The organism is Buchnera aphidicola (Pemphigus obesinymphae) (assembly GCF_026122815.1).
GTDB lineage: Bacteria > Pseudomonadota > Gammaproteobacteria > Enterobacterales > Enterobacteriaceae > Buchnera_C > Buchnera_C aphidicola_BJ.
In genome coordinates, this window is record NZ_JAIWQW010000048.1 from 1 (window position 1) to 905 (window position 905).

A 905-nucleotide genomic window follows, 5' to 3' on the forward strand; every position below is an offset into this window, starting at 1 on the left:
TTCTTATATATATAAAATATTTTATTTTTATGATATATCAAAAATATATTAATATTTATAATTTATAGAATATATGAAATTGAATATTTTAATACAATATTTAATTTATTTTTTTATTTATTTAATATAAAGATATTAAAAAAAACGAATACAATAATCAATTGTGTTATTTCAGATAATACGTATTTTTTGTTTTATTAGATAGTAAATATTTTTATGTATAATATGTTTTGAATAAATAATGTTAGGTTAACATAAAGTGTTATTTTAAAATAGAGGATGAGATGGTATATATATAATATAGTTAGTTTATTTATTTCAAAATATGTTTTATAATCTAATTGTTTATTTTAAAAATGATAAAATTTAAGGTAAATTACATTATCATTTTTATAAATTTGTATTTATTTTTTTATATAAGAGTATATATAATATTTATTATTATATAAATAACAACTAATCTAACATATTGTAAAAAAAATGAAGAAAAAAGTCGGTTTTATAGGTTGGAGAGGAATGGTAGGATCAGTGTTATTAAATAGAATGTGTGAAGAAAATGATTTTGAAAAAATTGTTCCTGTTTTTTTTTCTACATCGCAAAAAGGTCAAATTGGTCCTAAAATACAAGGAGTTATTCAATCTAAATTAGAGGATGCTTATAATATTGAAGCTTTAAAAGCATTAGATATTATTATTACCTGTCAAGGAGGAGAATATACTAATATTATTTTTTACAAGTTAAGGAAGATAGGTTGGAATGGTTATTGGATAGATGCTGCCTCAACGTTAAGAATGCAAAAAGATTCTATTATAGTTTTAGATCCAGTTAATAAAAATATAATAGAAAAAAGCATACAACATGGTATAAAAAATTTTATAGGTGGTAATTGTACAGTTAGTTTAAT

General features: G+C 19.1%; 1 protein-coding gene. It reads left to right on the forward strand.

Annotated elements, in window-relative coordinates; genetic code table 11:
• Positions 1-480 precede the first annotated feature (480 nt).
• Positions 481-905, forward strand: a 425-nt coding sequence (locus tag LDP10_RS02990) for an aspartate-semialdehyde dehydrogenase (RefSeq protein WP_265197260.1), incomplete at its 3' end; no start/stop codon positions are given.